Here is a 17,051-nt window from a genome sequence, read left to right on the forward strand (position 1 = left end):
GAACGACCCCGCTGTCCCCGATCGTCCGAATGAGCCAGGAAGTCATCCTCATCACCGGCATGTCCGGTTCCGGCAAGTCCGTCGCGCTGCACGCCCTGGAAGACGCCGGCTACTACTGCGTCGACAACCTGCCGCCCGAACTGCTGGCGCCGTTCGTCGCGCTGGACCGGCCGCACCAGCCACGGCGCGTCGCCATCGCGATGGACGTGCGCAGCGGCGAGTCGTTCCCGCTCATTCCGCAGCAACTCGCAGCCATGCGCCAGCAAGGCGTGGTGCTGCGCTCGCTGTTCCTGGACTCGACCACCGACGCATTGGTGCGCCGTTTTTCCGAAACCCGCCGCCGCCACCCGCTGTCCAGGCAAGAGGCCGCGATCGAGGGGCCGGAGCGCCATCGCGCGCTGGTCCAGGCGATCGAGCTCGAGCGCGAGCTGCTGGCCGACCTGCGCGACGGCGCCGACATCATCGACACCAGCCTCATCCGCTCGTCGCAACTGCAAAGCTACATCAAGGACCTGGTCGCCGCACCGCACAGCGCGCTCACGCTGGTGTTCGAGTCGTTCGCCTTCAAGCGGGGCGTGCCGCTGGACGCCGACTACGTGTTCGACGTGCGCATGCTGCCCAACCCGCACTACGTGCCGACGCTGCGACCGCTCACGGGCTGCGACGCGCCGGTCGCGCAATGGCTGCGCGAGCATGACGAGGTGCTGCGCATGTACGACGACATCGAGGGATTCCTCGGGCGCTGGCTCGACGCCATGTCGCGCGACCACCGCAGCTACGTCACGGTGGCCATCGGCTGCACCGGCGGCCAGCATCGGTCGGTATTCCTGGTCGAGCAGCTGGCGCGCACTTTCGGGGCCCGGTGGGCCACCATCAAGCGGCACCGCGAACTCGAGACGATCGGCTAGGACCGGTCGCCGTTCTGCAGCGCGTCCAGCAGGCGGCGCACGGGCGCCGGCAAACCAAGCGCAGCCCAGGCCCGCGCATCGAACCAGCCGCCGCTCGACGAGACCGGCGCGGCTTCCGGCGATTGCGGCAGCGACAGCATCACCGGATGAAGGTGCAGGTCCTTGTGCGTGAGCACATGCACGAAGGCGGGCGCGTCATGAAGCGGCAGATCGCGCCACGGCTCGGCCAGCGCTTGCGCCAGGGCCTGCCGGCTGTCGAAGGCCGGCAGCGCGTACAGGCCGGCCCAGATGCCGCGCGCCGGGCGCTTCTCCAGCCAGACGCGCCCTCCGGCGTCGCGCGCCTGCAGCAGCCACAGCGACTGCGCCGTGCGCTTGAGCTTGCGCGTCTTGAGCGGCAGCCGCGACTGCCAGCCGCGTTCGCGCGCCACGCAATCCGTGGCCACCGGGCACTCGTCGCAGGCCGGTGCGCGGGGCGTGCAGACCGTGGCGCCCAGATCCATCAGCCCTTGCGTGTAGCCGGCGATCGCCTCGGTCTGTCCTGCCGGAGGCAGCAGTTGCGTCGCCACGTCCCACAACGCCCGCTCATTCGCCCCCGACGCCAGGTCGGCCTCGAAGCCGAGCCAGCGCGCCAGCACCCGCTTGACGTTGCCGTCCAGGATCGCGACCCGCTCGCCGAAGCAGAAGGCGGCAATCGCCGACCCGGTGGAACGGCCGATGCCCGGCAGGGTGGCCAGGTCGGCGGCGCTGCGCGGAAAGGCGCCGCCGAAGCGCGTCATCACCTCCTGCGCGCACCGGTGCATGTTGCGCGCCCTGCTGTAGTAGCCCAATCCGCTCCAGAGGCCCAGCACGTCGTCCTCGTGCGCGGCGGCCAGATCGGCCACCGTCGGAAAGCGCGACAGGAAGCGGTCGAAGTAGCCGAGCACGGTCGACACCTGCGTCTGCTGCAGCATGATCTCGGACAACCAGACGCGATATGGGTCGCGCGTGTTCTGCCACGGCAGCGTGCTGCGGCCGTGGCTGGCCTGCCAGCGCACGACCCGCGTGGCGAAGTCCTGCGATGCCGCCTGCGCCGGGCGTGGCGCGGCGGCGCCCGTGCGCGCCCCCGGTGCCGTCAAGCGACCCGCAGCTCCGGCCGGGCGCCGGCTCCGGCGCGCGACTCCTGGCTCGTCAGCAATGCGGTCAACTCGTCCAGCCGCGCGCCGAGCTGCTTGAGCGACGCCTCCTGCGTGGCGATCTCGGCCAGCCGCTCCTCCAGATTGCCGGCGGCACCCTGGATGCGCTCCATCGCCTCGATGCGCTTGCCGTAGTTGCGGCGGCGCTCCTTGAGCTGCGCGTCGAGCTGCGCACCCGCGCCCTTGCTCCAACGCTCGACCTCGGTCATGGCCGCCTCGTTGACGACTCGCAGGCGGCTGGCCAGGGCGCGCACCAGCTTGTCGCAGAAGTCGGCCTGCGCCAGCTTGAGCACGTTGCCCACGCCCAGGTACTTCAGGTGGCTTTGCTCGATCTGGCTGAGCTGCCTGATGAAGCCCGACAGGTCGGGCTCGGCCGGCGCCAGCAGCGAGAACCCATGCTCGGCGTTGAGCTGGCGGAACGTGGCATTGAGCATGGCCTGGATCTCGGCCGTGGTCGCCTGCACCTCGCTCAGGTTGCCGCGCAGGGTGTCGAAGGTCTCGCCGTACACCTTGCCCAGGCTCAGCTTGATGCCCGGCCGCTTGAGCGCCGCGGCCAGTCGCCCCATGTCGGCCTTGAGCGCCGTGCTGCCGAGCACCGCATACACCTCGCGCAGCAGCTTGCTCTGCACCGAGCGCAGCGCCAGGATGCGCGAATTGCTGTTCTCGAACTCCGATTGCTCGCCCTCGATGCGCGCGCGCATGTGGCGGATCACCGTCCCGTTCTTGCCGCGCAGGCCATTGAGCTCGAGCGCCTGCTCCGACAAGTCGCGCGCACGCACGCTCAGCAGTCGCTGCGCCTCGTTGCGCAATGCGGCGATGCCGTTCTGCACGGCCAGGCGCAGCACGGCTTCACGACGCCCCAGCAGTCCTTCGCTGAGCACGTTCTCCAGCGCCGGCAGGCGGCTGGCCTCGAGCAGCGGCTGGTCGCGCCGTATCTTGGCTTGCAGCGCCTTTTGCGCCGACACCGGCAGCACCTGCGAGCGCGGCACGTCCAGCACCTTGGCCGACGCGGCGCACTGGCGCTCGAGCTGGCGCTCCACCTCGGCCGGGCTGTTGAGGATGTCCCACAGCGTGTCGATCTTGTTGAGCACCACGATGCGGGTGTCGCGCCCCTCGCCTTCCGTGATCAGGTGTTCGCGCCACATGGACAGGTCCGAGCGGGTCACGCCGGTGTCCGCGCCCAGGATGAACACCACGGCGTGCGCCTGCGGGATCAGGCTGACCGTCAACTCGGGCTCGGCCCCGATGGCGTTGAGGCCGGGCGTGTCCAGGATCACCAGGCCCTGCTCGAGCAACGGATGCGGCATGTTCAGGACCGCATGCCGCCACCGCGGAATCTCCACGCGCCCCTGGGCGTCGGGTACCGGGTTGTCCTCGGGCGAATCGTCGCTCCAGAAGCCCAGCTCGCGCGCACGCGCCAGCGGCACCCACTCGACCTCCGCCACCTTCTGCATGGTCTGCGCCAGCGATTCGGCATTGCGCACGTCGATCGGCAGTTGCGTCCACAGGTCCGGTGATTCGCGCCAGAAACTCAGCGCGTGCGGCTCCAGGCGGGTGTCGATGGGCAGCAGGCGTAGGCTAGGCGGCAAAGACGCGTCGTAGCCCAGCTCGGTCGGGCACATGGTCGTGCGCCCGGCGCTGGCCGGCATGATGCGGCGCCCGTAGCTGGCGAAGAAGATCGCGTTGATCAGTTCGGACTTGCCGCGCGAGAATTCCGCGACAAAGGCCACCATGACCTTGCTGGTGCGCAGCTGCGCCTCCAGTTCGCGCAGGCGGTCCTCGACCGCCGCGTCCAGCAGCTCGTTCTCGTGCAGCCAGCCCGCCAGCCACTTGAGGCGGTGGGCGATATTGCGCCGCCAGGTCCCGTGCTGGTCGAACTGCTGATTGAAGGATGGGGTCAAGGGGTGGCCAGTAAAAATGTAAACGGCAACTTACAAAATATAGCACCCGGTGTCTCTACCGGATAGGCAGTAGGCCGATCGGCCGGCGTCCGTTGTATTTGCGCCCGCGTCCACCCACCGATGTAGGTGGCCTACGACTTCTGGCAGTGCGGGCAGTAGAAAGTGGAACGCTGCCCCTGGCGCAGTTGCCGGATCGGCGTGGCGCAGACGCGGCACGGTTCGCCGGCCCGGCCGTAGACCATGGCCTCCAACTGGAAGTAGCCGCTGGCGCCGTCCACGTTGGAGAAGTCGCGCAAGGTGCTGCCGCCGCGTGCCACGGCGCGTGCCAGTATGGCGCGCACCGCATCGCGCAGGCGCGCAGCCCTCGGCCGGCTGATCCGCGCTGCGGCCAGCGTGGGCCGGATGCCGGCCGCGAACAATGCCTCGGACGCATAGATGTTGCCCACCCCCACCACCAGTTCTCCCGCCAGCAGCACCTGCTTGATCGGCGCCTGGCGGCGGCGCAGGCCGGCATGGAAGGCATCGAGTGCGAAGTCCTCGCCCAGCGGCTCCACGCCTAGGCCGCCAAGCAGCTTGACCGCTTGCGGCGCGCTGTCCGAATCCGCGTAGACCACGGCGCCGAAGCGGCGCGGGTCGTTCAGGCGCAGCACGCCGCGGCTCGTCAGCAGGTCGAAGTGGTCATGCGGCCCCGGCGGCGGCAACTGCTCGGAAAAGCGCAGGCTGCCCGACATGCCCAGGTGCAGCAAGAGCACGCCGCCCGGCGCCAGGTCCACCAGCAGGTACTTGCCGCGCCTGCGCACACCCTGCACGCTGCGGCCGGCCAGCGCCTCGGGCACGATGGCCAGCGGCCAGCGCAGCGGCTTGCCCAGGCGCACGCCGTGCACCTGCGCACCGGCGATGCGGTCCGCAAAACCCAGACGGGTGACTTCGACTTCCGGCAGTTCAGGCATATCAGGAAAAAAAACGCCGCGGCGACTTTGCAACGAAGGACACGCGGCACGGCGGCGTGCATGGCCGGCAACATCAGCAGTAAACCGCCTTGGATTATTATGGTTCGATGACTTTCCCGCCCCGCCGACTCCGCCTTGCGGCGGTCGCGTTGCTCTCCCTCAGTGCCTGCGCCCAGCACGCCCCTCCACCAGCCCCGGCCAATCCCCCCGCGCCCCCCGCTGCGGCGACCGCGGCTGCAACTGCGCCGGCCAACGATTCCAAGGCAGCCTCGACGAAGGATGCGCCGCAGCAGTCCCGCATGACGGCCCAGACCTTCTACGAGGTGCTGGTCGGCGAGCTGTCGCTGCACTCGGCCGAGCCCGGTACCGGCTTTCGCCTGCTGCTCGACTCGGCCCGCCGCACCCGCGACCCGATGCTGTTCCAGCGCGCCACAGAAGTGGCGCTGCAGGCGCGTGCGCCGGACGCCGCGCTGGAGGCCGTGCGCGCCTGGAAGGAAACACTGCCCGACTCGCACGAGGCACGCCGGCTCGAACTGCAGATCCTGATCGCCCTCGGCCGGCTGTCCGAGACGCCCGAGCCGCTCAAGGTCGAACTTGCCGATACGCCGCTGCCCGAGCGCCCGGCGCTGATGAACATCTTCGCCAGCACCTACGCGCGCGCCAGCGACAAGAAATTGGCCGCCGCCATGCTGGAACAGGGCATGGCGGACCAACTCAAGGACCCCAAGACGGCGGCGCCGGCCTGGGCCGCCGTGGGCCGGGTGCGGCTGGCGGCCGGCGACGAGGCCGGCGCCCTGGAAGCCGCGCGCCAAGGCTACCAGGCCGATCCGAAGGCCGACGGCCCGGCGCTGCTCGCGCTCGACCTGACCGAGGCCGGCACCGACCAGGCCGATGCCCTGCTGCAGCAATACCTTTCTGGCAAGGACGCCAGCATCAACGTGCGCGGCGCCTATGCCCGGACGCTGGCCCAGGCCGGGCGCTACGACGACGCCAGCCGCCAACTGGTCGCCCTGACCGAGCAGTATCCGGAACAGGCCGAGGCCTGGCTTCTGCTCGGCACGCTGCAGGCGCAGGCGCGCAAGGCCAACGAGGCGGAGGCCTCGATCCAGCGCTATCTCGCGCTGTCGGCCAAGATGCCTGACGGCCCGCCGCGCTCGCGCGGCGAAGCGCAAGCCTACTTCGTCCTGTCGCAGCTGGCAGAACGACGCAAGGACTACGCCGCCGCGCTGGGCTGGCTGGACAAGGTCGACAGCCCGGACGACGTGAGCACCACCCTCCTGCGCCGGGCGGCGCTGCTGGCGCGCCAGGGCAAGCTCGACCAGGCGCGCGCGGCCATCGCCGAACTGCCGGACGACACCGCCGAGCAACAGCGCCAGAAGTTCCAGGCCGGCGTCCAGTTGCTGCGCGAGGCCGGCAAATACCAGGAGGCCTACGACATGCTGGCCAGGGCCAGCGCAGCGGCGCCGCAGGATCCCGACCTGATCTACGACCAGGCCATGGTCGCCGAGAAGCTCGATCGCATGGACGACATGGAGCGCCTGCTGCGCAAGCTGATCGCCATGGACCCGAAGAACCACAACGCGTACAACGCGCTGGGCTATTCGCTGGCCGATCGCAACATTCGGCTGGACGAAGCGCGCACGCTGATCGTCAAGGCCGTGCAGCTGTCGCCGGATGACCCGTTCATCGCCGACAGCCTGGGCTGGGTGGAGTTCCGCCTGGGCAACAACGCCGAAGCCATACGCATCCTGGAAGCGGCCTACAAGAAGCAGCCCGACCCCGAGATTGCCGCCCACTTCGGCGAAGTCCTGTGGTCCAGCGGCCAGCGCGACCGCGCCATGACCGTCTGGAAGGCCGCGCTGGCGGTCGACAGCAACAACGAAACGCTGCGCGAGACGCTCAAGCGCCTGCGGGTCAAGCCGTGACGGCTGCGCCGTCGAGGCGCCGCGCACTGCTCGGCGCCCTTGCATGGACGACTGCCGCCACCGCGAGCGGGCTGCTCGCAGGCTGCGCCGCCCCGGCGGCACCCGGGGCCGCCGCCGCCCGGGCAACGGGCCACTGGAGCGGGCGCATGGCACTGCGGGTCGACGGCGAACCGCCGCAGAATTTCTCGGCCTTCTTCGATCTGCGCGGCGACGCGAATGCCGGCGAACTGCGGCTGACCAGCCCGATCGGCAGCACACTGGGCCTGGCGCGCTGGTCACCCGGCGAGGCGGTCCTCGAAGACGGCAGCCGCTCGCGCCGCTTCGACTCTGCCGAGGACCTCCTCAAGGCGGCCACCGGCGCCGCCATTCCCCTGGACGCGCTGTTCGGCTGGCTGGCCGGCCAGAGCCGGCCGGTGCCGGGTTGGCGCGCCGACCTGGGCCAGTTCGACGCCGGCCGCATCAACGCCTGGCGCGACACGCCGCAGCCACGCGCCGAACTGCGCGTCATCTTCGAGCGCCCCTGAGCTGCCGCGCCATGAAGGCCCTGTACGACCTGCCGGCACCGGCGAAGCTCAACCTGTTCCTGCACGTGACCGGCAGGCGCGCTGACGGCTATCACCTGCTTCAGTCGGTCTTCATGCTGATCGACTGGTGCGACACCCTTCATATGGAGTTGCGTCACGACGGCACCTTGTCGCGCGAAGACCTGGAGACGCCGCTGCCCGCGGACGACCTCGTGCTGCGGGCCGCGCGCGCCCTGCAGCCCCTGGCGCCCCCGGGATCGGGCGCCCACATCGCGATTGCCAAGCGCATCCCGGCCCAGGCCGGCATGGGCGGCGGCTCGTCCGACGCGGCCACCTGCCTGCTGGCGCTCAACCGGCTGTGGCAGCTGAACCTGCCGCTGTCCAGGCTCGAGGCCATCGGGCTGCAACTGGGCGCCGACGTTCCCTTTTTCCTGCGCGGGCACAATGCCTGGGTCGAAGGTATCGGCGAGCAGATCACGCCCATCGCGCTTCCCGCGGCCGACGTCGTCGTGGTGCATCCAAGCCGCGGCATCGACACCAGATCAATTTTTGTTGCGCCGGATCTTGAGCGCGCCACAACGCCTGCTATAATCTCTGGCTTTGCTGCATGCGGCGAACAAGACGGGCAAGGCCAGTTGGCAATGTTCGGTTTTGGGCGCAACGACTTGCAGCCGGTTGCCCAAAGGCTTTGCCCCGAGGTTTCCCAAGCCATCGAATGGCTGGGTGCCAAGGGCCTCAAGGCCCGGATGACCGGCTCGGGCAGCGCTGTCTTCGCACCAGTGTTGGTGCCGGGCGGCGGGCACGCAGCAAGGCTGCAGGAAGCAGACCTGTCCGATGCGCCGCAAGGCTGGACGGTTCGCCAGTGCAGAAATATGTCGGTCCATCCCCTGGCCGGGTGGGCAGACAGCGACAATTCATAGGTCGCCGGCATTGCTCTTCGGAGCGGCGCCGACGTCCCGTGTAGGGGAGTCGCCAAGTTGGTTAAGGCACCGGATTTTGATTCCGGCATTCGAGGGTTCGAGTCCTTCCTCCCCTGCCAAATACGCTAGTCAAGACCCACGTCCAGCCCCTCCGGGGCCCATCACTCGCACCGCCGGAACACGCACATGCAGGCTTCGCATCCTGATTTCATGGTCTTCACCGGCAATGCCAATCCAGGTCTTGCCGCCGACATCGCCCAGAACCTGGGCACGACGGTGGGCGCCGCCCGCGTCGGGCGCTTCTCCGACGGTGAGGTCACCGTCGAGATCAACCAGAACGTTCGGGCCCGTGACGTCTTCGTGGTGCAGTCCACCTGCGCCCCGACGAACGAGAACCTGATGGAATTGCTGATCATGGTCGACGCGCTCAAGCGCGCCTCGGCCGAGCGGATCAGCGCCGTCGTTCCCTATTTCGGCTATGCCCGCCAGGACCGCCGCCCGCGCTCGTCGCGCGTGCCGATCTCGGCCAAGGTCGTGGCCAACCTGCTGCAGACGGTCGGCGTCAGCCGGGTCCTCACGATGGACCTGCACGCCGACCAGATCCAGGGCTTCTTCGACATCCCGGTCGACAACATCTATGCCTCGCCGGTGCTGCTGGGCGACCTGCGCGCACAGAACTACGAAGACCTGATCGTGGTCTCGCCCGACGTCGGTGGCGTGGTGCGGGCCCGGGCCCTGGCCAAGCAGCTCAACACCGATCTCGCCATCATCGACAAGCGCCGCCCGAAGGCGAACGTGAGCGAGGTCATGAACGTCATCGGCGAGATCGACGGCCGCAACTGCGTGATCATGGACGACATGATCGACACCGCCGGCACGCTCGTGAAGGCGGCCGAAGTGCTCAAGGAGCGCGGCGCCAAGTCGGTCTACGCGTATTGCACCCACCCCATCTTCTCCGGCCCTGCCATCGAGCGCATCACCCAGTCGGCGCTCGACGAGGTGGTGGTGACCAACACCATTCCGCTGTCCGACGCGGCCGCGGCCTGCGGCAAGATCCGCCAGCTGTCCGTCGCCCCGCTGATCGCAGAGACGATCCAGCGCATCGCCAAGGGCGAGTCGGTCATGAGCCTTTTCTCGGAGCAGGAAAACCTCTTCTGAACGAAGAGGCGTTCGCTCCAGCCAGCGGGCTTGCATGTTTGCAAGCCCTTTTTCAACTTGGCGCCGCACTGGTCGCGGTCGGCGTCCCTAGGAGTCAGTCATGAAATTCGTCGCTTTTGAGCGCGCCAAGCAGGGTACGGGTGCGAGCCGCCGTCTGCGCACTTCCGGCAAGACGCCGGGCATCGTCTACGGTGGCGAAGGCCAGCCGCAGCTGATCGAGCTCGATCACAACGCCCTGTGGCACGCCCTCAAGAAGGAAGCGTTCCACTCGTCCATCCTCGAGATGGACCTGAACGGCAGCGTGAGCAAGGTCCTGCTGCGCGACGTGCAATACCACCCGTTCCGGCAGCTGATCAACCACGTCGATTTCCAGCGCGTCGACGCCCGCACTCGCATCACGGCCAAGGTGCCGCTGCACTTCAAGGGTGAGGAAGAGTCCGAAGCCGTCAAGCTGCATCACAACCTGGTCAACCACGTGATGACCGAAATCGAAATCAACTGCCTGCCGGCCGATCTGCCCGAGTTCATCGAGATCGACCTGGGCACGCTGACCGCCGGGGCCACGATCCACGTGAACGACCTGAAGCTGCCCAAGGGCGCGAAGTTCGTCAGCCACGGCAAGGTCAACCCGGTGGTCGTGTCCGCCGTGGCGCCGCGTGTCGAGGAAGAAGCCGCGGCCGAAGGCGCTGACGCCGCCGCAGCAGCGCCCGCTGCCGCCGACGCCAAGCCGGCTGCCAAGGCCAAGAAGTAATTCTTCGCGCCTTTCTCCGCATCGAACGGCCCGCCCTGTGCGGGCCGTTTGTCTTTGTGCACGGGCTGGATAATCGACGCATCATGATCAAGCTCTTCGTCGGCCTGGGCAATCCCGGCCCGGAATACGAGGCCACGCGCCACAACGCCGGCTTCTGGTGGATCGACGCGCTGGCGCGCGATTGCAAGGTGTCGCTGGTTCCCGAGCGCGGCTACCACGGCCTGGTCGCGCGCACCGTCATCGGCGGCCAGACAGCCTGGCTGCTCGAGCCCCAGACCTTCATGAACCTGTCGGGCAAGTCGGTCGCCGCGCTGGCGCGCTTCTACAAGATCGCGCCCGAAGAAATCCTGGTCGTGCACGACGAACTCGACCTGCTGCCGGGCCAGGCCAAGCTCAAGCGCGGCGGCAGCCATGCCGGCCACAACGGCCTTCGCGACATCCATGCCCAGCTGGGCACCGGCGACTACTGGCGGCTGCGGCTGGGCATCGGGCATCCCGGCGCCCGGTCGGAAGTGGTCGGCTGGGTGCTCAAGAAGCCGCTGCGCGAGCACCACGAGGCGATCGAAGAGGCCATCGACCGCTCGCTGCGCGCGGTTCCCCTGCTGGTGGCCGGTGAAATGGACAAGGCAACCGTGCAGATCCACACGAGCAAGCCGCCGCGTCCGAAGCCGCCGAGAAAGCCCGCCCCCGAGAGCGCGCCCGCCGCCCCAGAATAGGTGCCTGCGCGCGGCCCCTGCGGCAGCGTGCGTGCACAAGAAGATTCAGGGAGAAGACAGCATGAACCGGCCGACGCACGGCCGGCTGGCGCGTTCGCTCGCGCTGGCCGCCTCCAGCTTCGCCTGCGCCGCACCGGCGCCGGCAGACACGACGATCTGGCGTTGTGGCAATACCTACTCCGACATCCCCTGCGCGGGCGGCGCCACCGTCGAGACGCCTGCGGGGCCCAGCGCCGAGCAGCGGCGCCAGGCCGACCAGGCCACGCGGCGCAACCAGGCCGCGGCCGCGCGCATGCAACGCGAGCGGGTGCGCCTGGAAGCGGCGGGCGCCCGTCGCGGGGCGCTGGTGATCGGCCCGGCCGCCAGGACGCCTCCGTCCGCCAAGAAGGACAAGCCGCCAGCCAAGGCCGCCAAGCCGCGCCTGCACAGCCACAAGGACGACTTCGTCGCCACCCAGCCGTCGCCGCCAGGGGCGCCAGCGAGGAACAAGAAGAAGAATTGAAGCCGCGGCCGCGTGCCCGCAAAGGGCCGCCGCCTCAGCCGCCGGGCGCGCCGGTGTCTGCCTGCGCTGCGGCCTTGGCCTGCGTCAGGCGCTGGAATTTCTGCCACAGCGTCTCGCGCGACTCCACGTGCTGCGGATCCACCGGGATGCAGGCAACAGGGCAGATCTGCACGCATTGCGGCTCGTCGAAGTGGCCGACGCACTCGGTGCACTTGCGCGGGTCGATCTCGTAGATCTCCTCGCCCATCGAGATGGCGTCGTTCGGGCACTCGGGCTCGCACACGTCGCAGTTGATGCACTCGTCGGTGATCATGAGGGCCATGCCGCGATTATCGGCGCCCGGCCGCCACTGCGCGCGACGGCGGCGGGCAAGTCCCCGCCCGGGCTGCGTGCAATCCCCGGGCCTGCTTATTGCTCGCCTCGGTTATGCTGCGGCCCGCCCTATGAGTCTGTTCCTGTTCAAGCGCGTCCTCACGCTGATTGCCACGCTCATCGCCACCTCGGTCATCGTCTTCCTCGTACTGGAGGTCCTGCCGGGCAATGCGGCGCAGATGCTGATGGGCCCCGACGCCTCGCCCGACGCGGTGGCGGCGCTGGCCACCAAGCTGGGCCTGGACCAGCCGGCCTGGGCGCGCTACTGGCACTGGGCCGGCGGCCTGCTCACCGGCGACCTGGGCAACAGCTACGCCTACGGCTCGCCGGTATCCGACCTGCTGCTCGAGCGCCTGTCGCTGACCATTCCCCTGGCGGTGATGGCCATGCTCTTCACCACCGTGCTGGCGCTCATCGTCGGCGTGACGGCCGCGGCCCGCCACAACAAGCTCGGCGACGTCGGGCTGATGGGCCTGGCGCAGGTGGGCATCGCCATTCCGAACTTCTGGTTCGCCATCCTGCTCATCCTGGTGTTCTCGGTGAAACTGCAATGGTTCTCGGCCGGCGGCTTCGACGGCTGGGGCGAAGGCATCGGCGCCGGCCTGAAGGCCCTGCTGCTGCCGGCGCTGTCGCTGGGCGTGGTGCAGGCGGCGATCCTGGCGCGCATCACGCGTTCGGCGGTGCTGGAGGTCATGCGCGAGGATTTCGTGCGCACCGCCCGCGCCAAGGGCGTGACGCAGCGCGCCGTGCTGTGGCGACACGTGCTGCGCAACGCGATGATCCCGGTGATCACCGTGATGGGACTGCAGTTTTCCGAACTGCTGGCCGGCACCATCGTGGTGGAGAACGTCTTCTACCTGCCGGGCCTGGGCAAGCTGATCTTCCAGTCGATCGCCAACCGCGACCTGATCGTGGTGCGCAACTGCGTGATGCTGCTCGCGGCCATGGTGGTCATTGTCAATTTCGTCGTCGACGTGCTCTATGCGGTCATCGACCCACGCCTGAAGGCGAGCGACCTGTGAGCAGCATCCTTCCCGTGGGCGCGGCGGTTGCCGCGCCCGGCTTCCGGCAACGCGCCCTGCGCCACCGCAGCTTCGTCATCGGCGCGGTGCTCACGGCCCTGCTGCTGCTGGCTGCCGGACTGTCCTACGTGTGGACGCCCTGGTCGCCGTACGAAATGGACATCGCCGCCAAGCTGCAGCCACCCAGCTCGGCGCACTGGCTCGGCACCGACGTGTACGGCCGCGACGTCGCATCGCAGCTGCTGGTGGGCGCCCGCGCTTCCATCCTCGTGGGAGTGATCGCGGTCGGCATCGGGCTGGTGGTCGGCACCGCGCTGGGCCTGCTGGCCTCGGCGCGCCGCGGCTGGATCGAGGAAGGCATCATGCGCCTGACCGACTTCTCGCTGGCCTTCCCGGCCATCCTGTCGGCCATCATGATGACGGCGGTGTTCGGCCCGGGCATCGTCAATGCCATCGTCGCGATCGGCATCTACAACATTCCCACCTTCACCCGCATCACCCGCGCCTCGGCCAACGCCGTGTGGTCGCGCGAGTACGTGGCCGCTGCCCGCGCCAGCGGCAAGGGCACGCTGGCCATCACGCTGGCCCACGTGCTGCCCAACATCTCCGCGGTGCTGATCGTGCAGAGCACCATCCGCTTCGCCATCGCGATCCTGGCCGAGGCGGCGCTGTCGTACCTCGGCCTGGGCACGCAGCCGCCGCAACCCTCATGGGGCCGCATGCTGTCCGAGGCGCAGTCGATGATGTGGCAGGCGCCTTTGCTGGCGGTGTTTCCGGGCGTGGCCATCGCACTGGCCGTGCTGGGCCTGAATTTGCTGGGCGACGGCCTGCGCGACCTGCTCGACCCCCGCCTGGCCCGGGAGCGCTGACGCATGGCATTGCTTGAAGTCGACGATCTGCACATCCACCTGCGCACCCCGCGCGGCCCGGCCGAGGCGGTGCGCGGCGTCGGCTTCTCGCTCGAGCGTGGGCAGACGCTGGGCATCGTGGGCGAGTCAGGTTGCGGCAAGTCGATCACGGTGCAGGCGCTCATGGGCCTGCTGCCGCCGGCCGCGCGCGTGACCGGCAACATCCGGTTCGACGGCCGGGAGCTGGTCGGGCTGCCCGAGCGCGAGATGTGCAAGCTGCGCGGCGACCGCATCGGCATGATCTTCCAGGAGCCGATGACCGCGCTCAACCCGGTGCACACCATCGCACGCCAGGTGGCCGAGCCGCTGCGGCTGCATCGCGGCCTGTCGGCGCGCGCTGCGCGCGACGAGGCGCTGCAGCTGCTCGAGCGGGTCGGCATCCCCGACGCGGCCGCGCGGCTGGACGCCTACCCGCACCAGTTCTCGGGTGGCCAGCGCCAGCGCATCGGCATCGCGATGGCGCTGGCCTGCGGGCCGGACCTGCTGATCGCCGACGAGCCGACCACCGCGCTGGACGTCACCATCCAGAAGCAGATCCTGGAGCTGATCCAGGGCCTGGTGGCCGAACGCGGCATGTCGCTCATTCTCATTTCGCACGACCTGGGCGTGATCGCACAGAGCGTCTCGCACATGCTGGTCATGTACGGCGGCACCATCGTCGAGAGCGGCCCCACGGCCGAGGTGTTCGCGCGCCGCTCGCACCCCTACACGCAAGGATTGTTCGCCGCACGGCCCGCGCTCGGCGCACCGCGCGGCACGCGCCTGGCCACCATCCGCGGCAGCGTGCCGGAGCTGGTCGACCTGCCGCCGGGCTGTCCCTTCGCCGGCCGCTGCGGCTTCACCATCGAGGCCTGCCATGCCACGCGGCCGCCGCCGGAGACGGTCGGCCCAGGCCACGTGGCGCGCTGCATACGCCTGGACACGGTACGCGCAGCGGAGGTCGCGCAATGAGCGCCGCCCTGCTCGAAGTGCGCGACCTGGTGCGCCACTACGCGCTGCCGCGCGAAAGCCTGTTCTCGCCTGCGCCGCTGGTCAAGGCCGTCAACGGCGTGAGCTTCGTGCTGCAGGCCGGACGCAGCCTGGGCATCGTGGGCGAATCCGGCTCGGGCAAATCCACCATCGCACGGCTGGTGATGGCCCTGGACCACCCCACGTCCGGCAGCGTGCAACTGCTCGGGCGCGACCTCCACCGGCTGCCGCGCGAAGCGCTGCGGACCGCGCGGCGCGACATCCAGATGGTGTTCCAGGACCCGTACGGCTCGCTGGATCCACGCCAGACCGTCGAGCGCATCGTGGCCGAGCCGCTGGCCGCCCTGTCGGATGCCAGCCGCGCCGAGCAACGCGAACGCGCCGCCGAATCGCTCTCGGCCGTCGGCCTGCGCGCCACCGATCTGCACAAGTACCCGCACGAATTCTCCGGCGGGCAGCGCCAGCGCATCGCCATTGCGCGCGCACTCATCACGCGGCCACGGCTGATCGTCGCCGACGAACCGGTGAGCGCGCTCGACGTGTCGGTCCAGGCCCAGGTGCTCAACCTGATGCAGGACCTGCAGCAGCAGTTCGGCATCAGCTACCTGCTGATCAGCCACGACCTCGCTGTCGTCAACCACCTGTGCGACGACGTGTGCGTGCTGCACCGCGGCCTGGTGGTCGAACGCGGAGCGCCGGCCGACCTGTTCGCGCACGCCGAGCATCCGTACACCCAGGCCCTGCTGGCGGCGGTACCGCGCGCCGAACCGCCGCCGACGCGCAATATGTTGTAACTTCACCCGGTTGCCCACGGGCTTCCGACTTCCCTCTCCATTCGAAGACTTCCGGAGTTCATGCCATGTTGAAACGCCGCACCCTTCTTTCCACCGCCGCGCTCGGCAGCCTGTCGCTGACCGTTCCGCAGGCCTTCGCGCAATCTGACAAGACCGCGATGGTGCTGGGCATGACGCTGGAGCCGCCAGGCCTGGACCCGACCGTCAACGCGGCCGCCGCCATCGGCGAAGTGGTGCTCTACAACGTGCTGGAGACGCTCACCAAGATCAACCCCGACGGCAAGGTGACGCCCCTGCTGGCCGAGAGCTGGGAGGTCTCGCCCGACCTGAAGACCTACACCTTCAAGCTGCGCCGCGGCGTCAAGTTCCAGAACGGCGAGCCTTTCAACGCGCAGGCCGTCAAGTTCTCCTTCGACCGCGCCGGCGGCGAGAAGAGCACGAACAAGGACAAGCGCACCTACGCCAAGCTCAGCACGCAGGCGACGGACGACTACACAGTGGTCGTGATCAACAAGGACATAGACCCCAACCTGCCCTTCCTGCTGGGGCAGCCCACGGCGGTCATCGTCGAGCCCAAGAGCGCCGACGGCAACGCCACCCAGCCGGTGGGTACCGGCCCGTACAAGCTGCAGAACTGGGTCAAGGGCTCGTCGCTCGTGCTCACCGCCTGGGAGGGCTTTCGCAATCCGGCGGCCATCAAGCTCAAGCGGGTCACCTTCCGCTTCATCTCGGATTCGGCCGCGCAGGCCTCGTCGCTGCTCGCCGGCGACGTGGACGCGTTTCCACAATTCACCACCCGCGCGGTCGCGCAGTTCAAGGGCAACCCGCGCTACCAGGTGATCCTGGGCGGCTCGCGTGCCAAGACCATCCTGTCGATCAACAACAAGCACAAGCCGCTGGACGACGTCCGGGTGCGCCGCGCCATCGCCGCGGCCATCGACCGCAAGGCGGTCATTGCCGGCGCCGCCGACGGCTTCGGCGTGCCCATCGGCAGCCACTACGTGCCCGATGCGCCCGGCTACGTCGACACCACCGGCATCAACCCCTTCGATCCCGAGAAGGCGAAGAAGCTGCTCGCCGAGGCCGGCGTGAAGGCGCCGCTGGAGCTGACCATGACGCTGCCACCGCCGCCGTACGCGCGCCAGGGCGGCGAGGTGATCGCAGCCATGCTGGCCAAGGTCGGCATCAACGTGAAGCTGCAGAACGTCGAATGGGCCCAGTGGCTGAGCGGCACCTACGGCGGCGGCCACAACTACGACCTGACCATCGTCTCGCACGTCGAGCCCTTCGACCTGGACAACTACACCAAGCCCGACTACTACTGGGGCTACGACAGCAAGGCGTTCCGCGACCTGTACGACAAGATCATGACCTCCAGCAGCGAAGCCGAGCGCAACAAGCTGCTGGGCGATGCCCAGCGCATGATCGCCACCGACTCGGTCAACGCCTTCCTGTACCAGCCGCAGTTTCCCACCGTGGCCAAGAAGGGCGTCAAGGGCCTGTGGACGTCGAGGCCGATCTTCTGCAACGACCTCTCCTCATTGAGCTGGTGAGGCCCG

The 17,051-nt window shown here is 68.9% G+C and carries 17 protein-coding genes and 1 tRNA gene; 14 read left to right on the top strand and 4 right to left on the bottom strand.

Features of this window, described 5'->3' with window-relative positions; translation table 11 throughout:
- Positions 1-29: 29 nt before the first annotated feature.
- A complete protein-coding gene (gene rapZ / locus VES41_RS01695; RefSeq protein WP_324812153.1) occupies positions 30-908 on the top strand; it encodes an RNase adapter RapZ in 879 nt (292 codons plus the stop codon).
- Here rapZ and mutY read toward each other — a convergent pair.
- The 3 genes from mutY to mutM form a co-directional block, all read right to left on the bottom strand.
- A complete protein-coding gene (mutY, locus tag VES41_RS01700; protein WP_324812156.1) occupies positions 905-2,023 on the bottom strand; it encodes an A/G-specific adenine glycosylase in 1,119 nt (372 codons plus the stop codon). The genes rapZ and mutY overlap by 4 nt on opposite strands.
- Positions 2,020-3,981, bottom strand: coding sequence for a dynamin family protein (locus VES41_RS01705; RefSeq protein ID WP_324812159.1), 1,962 nt, complete (start codon positions 3,979-3,981; stop codon positions 2,020-2,022). Before VES41_RS01705 ends, mutY begins: the two co-directional genes overlap by 4 nt.
- 131 nt (positions 3,982-4,112) lie before the next feature.
- Positions 4,113-4,931 carry a bifunctional DNA-formamidopyrimidine glycosylase/DNA-(apurinic or apyrimidinic site) lyase gene (gene mutM / locus VES41_RS01710; RefSeq protein ID WP_324812162.1) on the bottom strand — a complete coding sequence of 273 codons (819 nt, stop codon included), beginning with the start codon at positions 4,929-4,931 and terminating at the stop codon, positions 4,113-4,115.
- Positions 4,932-5,230: 299 nt separating this feature from the next.
- Between mutM and VES41_RS01715 the strand changes: the two genes are divergently transcribed.
- The 8 genes from VES41_RS01715 to VES41_RS01750 all read left to right on the top strand — a co-directional run bounded on the left by VES41_RS01715 (position 5,231) and on the right by VES41_RS01750 (position 11,427).
- On the top strand, positions 5,231-6,856 hold the full coding sequence (locus tag VES41_RS01715; RefSeq protein WP_324812164.1) for a tetratricopeptide repeat protein: 1,626 nt from the start codon (positions 5,231-5,233) through the stop codon (positions 6,854-6,856).
- A gap of 146 nt (positions 6,857-7,002) precedes the next feature.
- Positions 7,003-7,380 (top strand): lipoprotein insertase outer membrane protein LolB, encoded by a 378-nt coding sequence (locus tag VES41_RS01720; protein ID WP_324812167.1) that lies wholly within the window; start codon positions 7,003-7,005, stop codon positions 7,378-7,380.
- Positions 7,381-7,391: 11 nt separating this feature from the next.
- Positions 7,392-8,300 (top strand): 4-(cytidine 5'-diphospho)-2-C-methyl-D-erythritol kinase, encoded by a 909-nt coding sequence (gene ispE / locus VES41_RS01725; RefSeq protein WP_324812169.1) that lies wholly within the window; start codon positions 7,392-7,394, stop codon positions 8,298-8,300.
- Positions 8,301-8,342: 42 nt separating this feature from the next.
- A tRNA-Gln gene (locus tag VES41_RS01730) sits at positions 8,343-8,419 on the top strand.
- Between the two features lie 67 nt (positions 8,420-8,486).
- On the top strand, positions 8,487-9,458 hold the full coding sequence (locus tag VES41_RS01735) for a ribose-phosphate pyrophosphokinase (protein WP_324812172.1): 972 nt from the start codon (positions 8,487-8,489) through the stop codon (positions 9,456-9,458).
- A gap of 100 nt (positions 9,459-9,558) precedes the next feature.
- Positions 9,559-10,209 carry a 50S ribosomal protein L25/general stress protein Ctc gene (locus VES41_RS01740; RefSeq protein WP_324812175.1) on the top strand — a complete coding sequence of 217 codons (651 nt, stop codon included), beginning with the start codon at positions 9,559-9,561 and terminating at the stop codon, positions 10,207-10,209.
- An 83-nt stretch (positions 10,210-10,292) separates the two neighbouring features.
- Positions 10,293-10,925, top strand: a complete 633-nt coding sequence (gene pth, locus VES41_RS01745) for an aminoacyl-tRNA hydrolase (RefSeq protein WP_324812178.1) — start codon at positions 10,293-10,295, stop codon at positions 10,923-10,925.
- Positions 10,926-10,986: 61 nt separating this feature from the next.
- The gene (locus tag VES41_RS01750; protein WP_324812181.1) at positions 10,987-11,427 is read left to right on the top strand and encodes a hypothetical protein; all 441 of its coding nucleotides are present in this window, start codon (positions 10,987-10,989) and stop codon (positions 11,425-11,427) included.
- 34 nt (positions 11,428-11,461) lie between these two features.
- On the opposite strand, the gene VES41_RS01755 is transcribed toward VES41_RS01750, so the two are convergent.
- Positions 11,462-11,749 carry a YfhL family 4Fe-4S dicluster ferredoxin gene (locus VES41_RS01755; RefSeq protein WP_324812184.1) on the bottom strand — a complete coding sequence of 96 codons (288 nt, stop codon included), beginning with the start codon at positions 11,747-11,749 and terminating at the stop codon, positions 11,462-11,464.
- Positions 11,750-11,870: 121 nt separating this feature from the next.
- On the opposite strand from VES41_RS01755, the gene VES41_RS01760 reads away from it, so the two are divergent.
- The 5 genes from VES41_RS01760 (at position 11,871) to VES41_RS01780 (ending at position 17,045) form a co-directional block, all read left to right on the top strand.
- Positions 11,871-12,821: an ABC transporter permease gene (locus tag VES41_RS01760; protein ID WP_324812187.1), complete on the top strand. Its 951-nt coding sequence runs from the start codon at positions 11,871-11,873 to the stop codon at positions 12,819-12,821.
- The gene (locus VES41_RS01765) at positions 12,818-13,690 is read left to right on the top strand and encodes an ABC transporter permease (RefSeq protein WP_324812190.1); all 873 of its coding nucleotides are present in this window, start codon (positions 12,818-12,820) and stop codon (positions 13,688-13,690) included. The genes VES41_RS01760 and VES41_RS01765 overlap by 4 nt, the downstream gene beginning before the upstream one ends.
- A 3-nt stretch (positions 13,691-13,693) precedes the next feature.
- The gene (locus tag VES41_RS01770) at positions 13,694-14,680 is read left to right on the top strand and encodes an ABC transporter ATP-binding protein (RefSeq protein ID WP_324812192.1); all 987 of its coding nucleotides are present in this window, start codon (positions 13,694-13,696) and stop codon (positions 14,678-14,680) included.
- Positions 14,677-15,492: an ATP-binding cassette domain-containing protein gene (locus VES41_RS01775; RefSeq protein WP_324812195.1), complete on the top strand. Its 816-nt coding sequence runs from the start codon at positions 14,677-14,679 to the stop codon at positions 15,490-15,492. Before VES41_RS01770 ends, VES41_RS01775 begins: the two co-directional genes overlap by 4 nt.
- A gap of 65 nt (positions 15,493-15,557) precedes the next feature.
- On the top strand, positions 15,558-17,045 hold the full coding sequence (locus VES41_RS01780) for an ABC transporter substrate-binding protein (RefSeq protein ID WP_324812196.1): 1,488 nt from the start codon (positions 15,558-15,560) through the stop codon (positions 17,043-17,045).
- Positions 17,046-17,051 lie beyond the last annotated feature (6 nt).

Origin of the sequence: Variovorax sp., assembly GCF_035634955.1 — a bacterium.
Lineage (GTDB): Bacteria > Pseudomonadota > Gammaproteobacteria > Burkholderiales > Burkholderiaceae_C > Variovorax.